The 292-nt window shown below is 33.6% G+C and carries 1 protein-coding gene; it reads right to left on the reverse strand.

From position 1 onward, the window contains the following. Window positions 1–292: hypothetical protein (locus FH871_RS34335; protein WP_212768302.1), on the reverse strand; the 292-nt coding region annotated here is incomplete at both ends.

Below are 292 nucleotides of genomic sequence, written 5' to 3' on the forward strand. Positions count from 1 at the left end.
AGGGAACTTCCGATACTTTTCATTTCGTCAGGCATTTCTAAACTAGGATCAAGCTCAAACTTCTTTAAAATAGCTTTCACTAATTTCCCATTCGTTAAGTTAGAAGCATTGATATCCGAAAATCTACTATCCTTCAAAATTTCCTTCATGATACTCTCAAGAACTGAATTAGCATAACCTACTGATTCTGCAGGATCTTTTTCAATATTTTGAAAAGCCTTTTCAAAAGTCACTGAAGCATTTTTATAGTCAGCCTTCAACTCATTTCTAAAAGTTGGGATTGACGGAATAA

The organism is Larkinella sp. C7, assembly GCF_006149005.1.
Taxonomy (GTDB): Bacteria; Bacteroidota; Bacteroidia; order Cytophagales; family Spirosomataceae; genus Larkinella.